The sequence below is a fragment of the Desulfobacterium sp. N47 genome (assembly GCF_051233685.1).
In the GTDB taxonomy this organism is placed as follows: domain Bacteria; phylum Desulfobacterota; class Desulfobacteria; order Desulfobacterales; family RPRI01; genus RPRI01.
On the sequence record NZ_JBAMMY010000193.1, the window covers coordinates 1 to 7536 of the forward strand.

A 7536-nucleotide genomic window follows, 5' to 3' on the forward strand; every position below is an offset into this window, starting at 1 on the left:
AGAGCCTGCCACTCGTGGAGATCCTGAGACGCCCCTTCGCTGGACATGCAAGAGCACGACGAAACTTGCCGAGGAACTGACAGCAAGAGGTCACCCGGTAAGCCAGAGGACGGTTTGTGATCTATTGGATGAATTAGGTTATAGCCTTCAGGCAAATCGTAAAACCAAAGAAGGTTCATCGCATCCCGACCGTGATATGTCAGCACCGGCGCGAAAATGTTATAAAACTTCCGGTTTAAAAATGCATGTCAAATAAAGGCCGGCCGGGTAGAAGATTAGCCCTCCCGACCGGCTTTATATTATTTTTCAGCAACCTCTTTCATGCGATAACTTTTTCCTTCAATAACCACAGCCTCGGTATGGTGGAGCAACCGGTCAAGCAGCGCCGATGTCAGCGTGCTGTCATTATTGAAGATTTCAGGCCATTCCTTAAACACACGGTTGGTTGTGATCACAAGGGAACCTTGTTCATATCGCTGGCTGATGATCTGGAAGAGCAAATCCGCCCCGTTTTTATCGATGGGCAAGTAACCCAGTTCATCCAGGATAACCAATGCTGGGTTTAGATATTTTTTCAGTTCCTGTTTCAGACGTCCGCTATTCTGAGCCGGGACCAGATGGTTGATGGTATCAATGGCAGAGGCAAACAACACGGTATGGCCTTTAAGACAGGTCTGATACCCCAAGGCGGAGGCCAGATGGTTTTCCCAATCCGACTCCTCCGATAAAGATCACATTACTTTTATCTTCAATGAACTTTAACCTAAACAGATTTTGGATTTGGGCCTGGTTGATTTTTTTGGGCCAGGACCAGTCGAACTGATCTAATGTTTTAACCACAGGGAACCGGGCCATACGGATACGGCGCTGGATTGTACGGTCCTGGCGTAAATTCGGTTCCTGTTTAATCAATTCCGACAAATACTGGACATGTGTCCATTGTTTGCGGGCAGCCGATTGCGCAACATTTTCATGATGCTCCCGGATATAAGGCAGTTTCAGGTAGGATAAGTGTTTAATTAAATCATCCATGTTCATCATCTCCGTTGATATCGTAAATAAAAAGATCCGGGCGATCTATAGTTAAATCCAAAAGATCACTGTTTCGGGTCAAGTGAAGCGCACCGGGCTCTCTGACAGGACGCGCCCGCTGTTCCAGCAGATTGGCAATGTACTCGCAGGAAAAGGCGGCAAATGAGAAAGCATCTTCAATAGCTGTTTTAACCTGCTGCTCTCCGTAAATTTCGCTTAACGCAACGATTTGACGAATGTGATGCAGCGGATTCATGCGGCGCTGTTCCAATTGCCGGTAGTATTGCCGGGCTTTGTCCGACAAAGATAAAAACCGCATAAATACTTTCTGGCCGCGTGCTTTTTTGCGTTGTTGCAAAAGCGCTTTGGGATGATCCGGATGCTCAAAGTCTTTCCGGCGGTCATAGCTTCTTACATGCCGGGCTACAAGGTTGTTGCCGTGATAAAAACAAATCCTGTCCGGATATAATTTAACCGTCAATCTCACCCCTGCCAATTGGGCTGGAACACTGTAATGGTTGGCGTCTATGGTGATCCTGAACTGCCGTGACGCCCGCATCGGCTTGACTTGGCCGATATCATAAGGCTCATGCGGCAAAGGCTGTAAAAAGCCTTTCTCTTCATTAAACATGTCAACAGGCTTTCGACCGGTCTCACCGTGCATTCTTTCATTGGCGACCGTATCCAGCCAGTGTTGCGCCACTGGCTTTGTGATATTAAAATCCGGTATGGTTAAGCCGTTTAGAAGGTTCTTTTTTATATATCCCACGGCGTTTTCCACAACCCCTTTCTCGTTGCCCTTTCCTGCATTGCAAGGGGCGATGGTAAAATTATAGTACCCGGCAAAATCAAGATACCTGGGATTAAACACCGGCGCCCGGCCTATGGTGCGCTTTAAATACCGCAGATTTTAGATTGTCCACCATGATCTTTTTGGGAACCGCATCAAAAAATTCAAACGCGTTTTGATGACAGCCTAAAAAATGTTCCATTGTTTGCAGCACCGTAAACTCCACATACATCATGCGGCTATGACATAAAACCATCACAACATAGGTCTCGTAATCAATCATGGCCCACCTCCATGGCCTTTTTTAAAATATCTCCCAAACCTGTGGGCGATCCGCTTGCCCGGTCTTTACCGCCAGGTTCAAGGCAAAGTACCTGATAAACAGGTTTTTGCCATGCGGCAAGTCCGGCTCTGATAAGTTCCGATCTGGCTTTATCCAAAGTCCGGCCATCCATGGAAAGCTTTTCCATAATCGATTTGTCACCATAATAACTAAGTCCATTCTCATCGCCTGCACATACCAGGAATAAATACAGGGCTGCCGAACCATGACAGAGCCGCTCAATATGCCTATCGCTTATCAATCTGTGGTCAATCCAGCCAAAGCTCCTAGGGACTTTGCGCAACCGGTTCGGTAAAATCACATGCTTTACAATCATAATTTTCTCCTTTTCCGTTAAATTGACAGGACAAAACATCCTGACCCAATTGCTGCATACGGCGTAGAGTCTTTGCTATGTCATCTTGTAACACAGAACCGGTAAATTGAGAAATTAACCCTATAATAACAGCTGGTTGAATGATCAAGGAATCTTGTAACGCATTGTTTGTAAAATAGCTGTTATCCCTATCTATTTCAGAAGCTTGCGCATTTAAGCGATCTTGTAACGCATCTTGTCTATTAGAATGCTTTCGTCGAAAATAGCCCGGATGTTGCTTTCTCCATTCCTGTACCCGCCGGGTATGCAAAAGACCTTTAAAGTAGTTTTTGTTCTGTGGTTGTTGAAGCCATTTTTGCTGACTGGCCGCCTTGGCCTGTTTGCGGCACTCAGGGTTTTTACAATACTTTTGACGGTTGCGATTCCTGTAATCGGGCGCAAATAACCTCTTGCAGTTACGGCACCTTATCTTTTTTTTAATTCCCATCCAAATAGCACCTCCCAAGAAGGTTCAACTATTTATGAATGGGTATGTTTTGTGAAGATAAAAATTGAAGAAAAAACCGGAAGAAAAATGAAGAAAAGGGTTCTAAAAATTTATTATTTTGGAAGAAAAAGAAACTGAAGAAAATTACAATTTCAACACGGGGATTTAATTACGTTTTTAAGTCGGCCCTGACACTCAGCCTTCTTTGCAATTTTATGCATTGAAACATTGTGGTATCCAAACTCTGAAAAAAGATCGAGCGCCGCTTTGATTATGTCATGACGCTGACGCAATTTTTCCCTTTCCCGTCTTGGAAGTACATTGTTTTTCATAGCATAATTTCCTTTTATTTATAGTAGATGGTAAAAATTTGAAACAAGATGTCACATTATAGAATCAGATGTCACGTTGTCAACATAAAATATTTTCCGATTGAGGGATTTTTTTGATGCCGTTAATTATTTGAATCTTGATTAAAAGAAACTCAGGTTGTATTGGTACCTATATTTTTATAAAGCTGTAAACTTTAATAACTAATGGTTTTTAGGAGGCAAAACAAATGGAAATTCTTCATAGCGGCGGCGGTTGCGATGCTGCAAAGCAGAAAATGAAAAAAGACGCACAGGATCTGTCCGTGGAAAATTCTTTAAACAAGATAAAATATAAATTTATAATTATGAGCGGAAAAGGCGGAGTCGGGAAAACAAGCACATCCGTTAATCTTGCAATAGCCCTTTCAAATAAAGGTTTTAAGGTAGGATTGATGGATGTGGATTTACACGGTCCTGATGTGCCCAGAATGCTTGGATTAAAGGGGATGCTCGATATCGGAAAGAACAATAAACTTGCACCCATGAAGTATTCTGAAAAACTCAGCGTTGTATCTATTGAAGCACTTTTTGAAAATAAAGATGAAGCGATTATTTGGCGCGGCCCCATCAAATATACGGCGATCAAGCAATTTATAGGAGATGTTGATTGGGGAGATCTGGATTTTTTGATTATAGACAGCCCCCCCGGTACCGGGGATGAGCCTTTGACAGTTGCTCAAACGATAAAAGATGCAAAAGCCATTATTGTAACAACACCACAGGAAGTATCTCTTGCAGATGTTAGAAAATCTATCAGCTTCTGCAAAACAGTAAAGATGGATGTATTTGGACTTATAGAAAACATGAGCAGTTTTACCTGCCCCCATTGCAACAAGCCTGTTGATCTTTTTGGAGCAGGCGGAGGAGAAAAAACGGCAAATGAAGCAGGAATTGTTTTTCTTGGTAAAATTCCATTCGATCATAACGTGGTGTCCTGCGGGGACCTGGGAGAATCTTTAATCAATAATTACTCCGATTCTCCGGTAGCAAAGGCATTTGATGCTATTGCGGATAAAATGGCAAAACTTGCGGGCAGTTAAAGTCTCTATCATAAAAAAGGCAGGGCCTGCTTAGCCCTGCCTTCGGTACACTTTTCGAGTCAATTCATGTGCAAGTTGCCAAGCTTCAATATCTTCAAAATGTTCAATTTCCATCACTTTCTAACCTTGAACAGTGAACTCTTGAACTGTGAACCTGAGTAGTTTAAAACTTCACATTCAAATCCGCCTGCAAAACAGTTTGAGTATCATCTACTGTTTTCTGGATATGTTCAAAGTTGAAATAAGTAAGAGATAAATAAACGTTCTTATATATTCCGAATCCAACTAAGCCTTTATGTCCCTTGATGTTGGTATTTCCATTATATGCAGTGCTCTCAGGCAGAAAATCCGGCCATGCATCTTTTTCAAGACGTCTGTAATTGTATGACAGCTGCCAGTCGCCAAAATCTTTTATACTTTTGTCACCGAATTTAAGACCGGCCAGCCAGCCGTCATTGTTATCATTTGCATCCATGGAATGGATATACTGTCCATATACTGCGGCAAAAGGAACCGGTCCGGGTATCTTGGTTATACCAAATTCAATATCTCCGGCAAAGGAATCATAGTCATACTGGTAAACACCTGCAACATTGGTATTTGTACCGCTTCCCCATGTGCCACTACCGGAAGTGGCAGTGGTACCGGACTTCCACTTATTGCCTTCAACATAGTTGAAATTATAATATGTTCCTGCAGCTTTAAGATACATGCTGCCTGGCAGCTTAAAATTCACACCGGGCTGTAGAGCTATCAGGTAAGGATCATTAGCTTTATCGCTGAACTCTTCAAGTGTGAAACCGCCTATGTTTGCAAACAATTCAACATTTTTTACAGGTTCGAATTTAATATTGGCAGCTATTCCTTCAGGATTAATATCACTGTCCCACAAAAGCTGTTCGGTTTTCCATATCGGATTTTTAAATTTTCCTGCTATTATGCTTGCCCATGCAACCGGTGTATATTGGGCATAAGCATAATCCAACCGGATTTCTTTAGTGCTGAAAGTATCCTCAAAAGTCTGATCGACTGAACGGGGATCGCCTGAACCTGTTGCAAATCCGAATCCAGCCACCCATTGTTCATTAATATTTGTCTCAACTCCAAGTCTTAACCTGACACGCTCCCTGTTTCGGTCCGGATTGGTGTCGCCTTTTGTATCCTGGGTTTCATATCGGACTCTTAAATCTCCCTTTAATTTGGTGTTTTCCACCCATTTTGGAATTTCAAAAGTTTTTGGCGCTTCTTTTGCTGCAGCGGCAACTTCCTTTTTTCCTTTTGCTTCTTTTGCTTCTTCCGCCTGCATTTCAGTTATAAGTTCCGTGGCTTCTGATTTGGTCAGAATTTTTTTCTCAACCAGTTTGTCTATCAGCTTATCAACACTGCCTGCCCATGACGGGCCGATTGCAAAAACTGATAAAGCAATTGAAGCTAATACGATTAAACACACCTTTTTCATTTTTCTTCACTCCTCCTTTGTTATTCAATTAACCGTTGTTCAACCCATCCTGTAACTTTATATTTTTCCATTACAAGAATACTTCTTCCTAACCAATAAATCATATCCTCAAAAACCCCAAATTCGCTTGTCCGCCATAATTTACATTCATACTTTTATATCTACTGTATTATAGAAAAGTTATTAAACCGCCTTTTTGAGTTCAGCAAAGGATATGCCAGCATAAATACTATAATTATCAAAATATAACAGCCTGAAATATAAATATATTATTAAGTAAGCAGGCAAGCATATTTATGAGAAACAGGTGAAAGCAGATAAGATATATGTCGGAATTATTTACATGATGTAAAACAGCTGCATTATAAAGCGTGACGCCTTTGTAAAAAAGTCCGTCATATTTTAATGCTCCATCATTGAAACCAAAGTTTTGTTGCGGTTTATAAGAATATGAAAATTTCTCCTTTGTAATTGTTTTGTTAAAATCCTTTTTTTAATTATAATCAAGCATATGTCAAAAATGGTACAAGGAAATCAAGAAAAAATAAGTACACTACACTAATAGATTTCATACTTACTCTTACTTTTATAGAGTGTTTGCAAAGCCTTCATGGCTTAAGCTTAATATCCCGGCAGAAAATGATTATACCTCCCTGAATTCTAAAAGTAAGAGATTGTATAATGTGTAAAAATACCAATCGTGCATACATGGAAACATATTGTCAGTCCAATAAATAATTTCAATATAACATCACATTGTTAATAGATATAATATATGAGTTGTAGATTTATCAGCAAAAATTGCAGTATACGGCAGGACTTCGTAAAGCCCGAAGAAGCAAGGGCCGCATTTTAAAAAATAAATCCGGAAGCACTTGTTTGAAGAAGTTGTTAAAATACACTGTATCTCATCGGTAGATTATGGTACAAAAGGTATCATAACTTGATAATTCATATTTATGATATTATCAAATATCTATCTGCCAGACCCGATCCGGGTTTTTTCCGGTATCAGGTGATAATAAATTCAGATTAGTTTGCTTGAGGAGAATGGCCATGCGGAAATGGAAATGTACAGTGTGCGGATATATTCATACCGGCGATGAGCCGCCGGAAAAATGTCCGGTTTGTGGGGCGGATCGCAGCAAATTTATTGAGATTACCGATGAGGAAGAGCCGGTTAATTCAACCGCATCCGAACAAGGCGATACAAAAAAGCAGAATGCATCCACCTCAGCTAACAAGGGTATATATGACAAAATCGGAAACCTGATGGTTAAACATCATGCCCATCCAATTTCCGTTCATTTTCCCAACGGTGTATTACCGGCTGCGGTATTGTTCGTTTTTATCGCCACCGTATTTGATTTTTATAACCTGGGACAGGCGGCGGTAGTGTATAATATTTTGTGTAAATTTTAAAAGGGTATAAAAAAGGGCGCTTTTCCTTTAAAAGGGTTTTAGGCAAAAACACCAAAAAAAAGGAGAAGCACCCATGAAAGTGGAAATTAGTGTACCAGAGGTTGTGAGCATTTTCAAGGAAATCCAGCAGAAACCAGCGGTGGCCCGGAAAAACTGCACAGTTGCTTAAGTGGTAAAACTGCTCTAAATTGACTTACAATTACAGAAAGGAGCAGCAGGTAAATGAAGACATTAAGAAGAAATCATGGAGCAGCATTTAAGGCAAAAGTAGCTATA

The 7536-nt window shown here is 40.9% G+C and carries 8 protein-coding genes and 2 pseudogenes; 3 read left to right on the forward strand and 7 right to left on the reverse strand.

Going from position 1 to position 7536, the window contains the following annotated elements; genetic code table 11:
* Window positions 1-196, forward strand: a pseudogene (locus tag VXK47_RS12560) (ISAzo13-like element transposase-related protein); the annotation flags it as partial.
* 103 nt (window positions 197-299) lie between these two features.
* Here VXK47_RS12560 and istB read toward each other — a convergent pair.
* The 6 genes and pseudogenes from istB to VXK47_RS12590 form a co-directional block, all read right to left on the reverse strand.
* Window positions 300-1041, reverse strand: a pseudogene (gene istB, locus VXK47_RS12565) (IS21-like element helper ATPase IstB).
* Window positions 1025-1903, reverse strand: coding sequence for a Mu transposase domain-containing protein (locus tag VXK47_RS12570; protein ID WP_435549130.1), 879 nt, complete (start codon window positions 1901-1903; stop codon window positions 1025-1027). Before VXK47_RS12570 ends, istB begins: the two are co-directional and overlap by 17 nt.
* A complete protein-coding gene (locus VXK47_RS12575; protein ID WP_435549131.1) occupies window positions 1896-2105 on the reverse strand; it encodes a hypothetical protein in 210 nt (69 codons plus the stop codon). The genes VXK47_RS12570 and VXK47_RS12575 overlap by 8 nt, the downstream gene beginning before the upstream one ends.
* Window positions 2098-2481 carry a hypothetical protein gene (locus VXK47_RS12580; protein ID WP_435549132.1) on the reverse strand — a complete coding sequence of 128 codons (384 nt, stop codon included), beginning with the start codon at window positions 2479-2481 and terminating at the stop codon, window positions 2098-2100. The genes VXK47_RS12575 and VXK47_RS12580 overlap by 8 nt, the downstream gene beginning before the upstream one ends.
* Window positions 2432-2968 (reverse strand): hypothetical protein, encoded by a 537-nt coding sequence (locus VXK47_RS12585; protein WP_435549133.1) that lies wholly within the window; start codon window positions 2966-2968, stop codon window positions 2432-2434. The genes VXK47_RS12580 and VXK47_RS12585 overlap by 50 nt, the downstream gene beginning before the upstream one ends.
* Window positions 2969-3120: 152 nt before the next feature.
* Complete coding sequence (locus VXK47_RS12590; protein WP_435549134.1) at window positions 3121-3300, reverse strand: TetR/AcrR family transcriptional regulator; 180 nt, start codon at window positions 3298-3300, stop codon at window positions 3121-3123.
* A 227-nt stretch (window positions 3301-3527) separates the two neighbouring features.
* Between VXK47_RS12590 and VXK47_RS12595 the strand changes: the two genes are divergently transcribed.
* Window positions 3528-4379: an Mrp/NBP35 family ATP-binding protein gene (locus VXK47_RS12595; protein ID WP_435549135.1), complete on the forward strand. Its 852-nt coding sequence runs from the start codon at window positions 3528-3530 to the stop codon at window positions 4377-4379.
* 163 nt (window positions 4380-4542) lie between these two features.
* On the opposite strand, the gene VXK47_RS12600 is transcribed toward VXK47_RS12595, so the two are convergent.
* Entirely contained in the window at window positions 4543-5838 is a 1296-nt protein-coding gene (locus VXK47_RS12600) for a putative porin (protein WP_435549136.1), read from the reverse strand.
* 1056 nt (window positions 5839-6894) lie between these two features.
* Here VXK47_RS12600 and VXK47_RS12605 point away from each other — a divergent pair.
* The gene (locus VXK47_RS12605; protein WP_435549137.1) at window positions 6895-7260 is read left to right on the forward strand and encodes a rubredoxin-like domain-containing protein; all 366 of its coding nucleotides are present in this window, start codon (window positions 6895-6897) and stop codon (window positions 7258-7260) included.
* Window positions 7261-7536: the final 276 nt, after the last annotated feature.

What these genes read in the sequence shown, in the direction of transcription:
- VXK47_RS12575 (WP_435549131.1), bottom strand. Translation starts at nt 2,105, where the DNA reads ATGATTGATTACGAGACCTATGTTGTGATGGTTTTATGTCATAGCCGC.
- VXK47_RS12580 (WP_435549132.1), bottom strand. Translation starts at nt 2,481, where the DNA reads ATGATTGTAAAGCATGTGATTTTACCGAACCGGTTGCGCAAAGTCCCT.
- VXK47_RS12585 (WP_435549133.1), bottom strand. Translation starts at nt 2,968, where the DNA reads ATGGGAATTAAAAAAAAGATAAGGTGCCGTAACTGCAAGAGGTTATTT.
- VXK47_RS12590 (WP_435549134.1), bottom strand. Translation starts at nt 3,300, where the DNA reads ATGAAAAACAATGTACTTCCAAGACGGGAAAGGGAAAAATTGCGTCAG.
- VXK47_RS12595 (WP_435549135.1), top strand. Translation starts at nt 3,528, where the DNA reads ATGGAAATTCTTCATAGCGGCGGCGGTTGCGATGCTGCAAAGCAGAAA.
- VXK47_RS12600 (WP_435549136.1), bottom strand. Translation starts at nt 5,838, where the DNA reads ATGAAAAAGGTGTGTTTAATCGTATTAGCTTCAATTGCTTTATCAGTT.
- VXK47_RS12605 (WP_435549137.1), top strand. Translation starts at nt 6,895, where the DNA reads ATGCGGAAATGGAAATGTACAGTGTGCGGATATATTCATACCGGCGAT.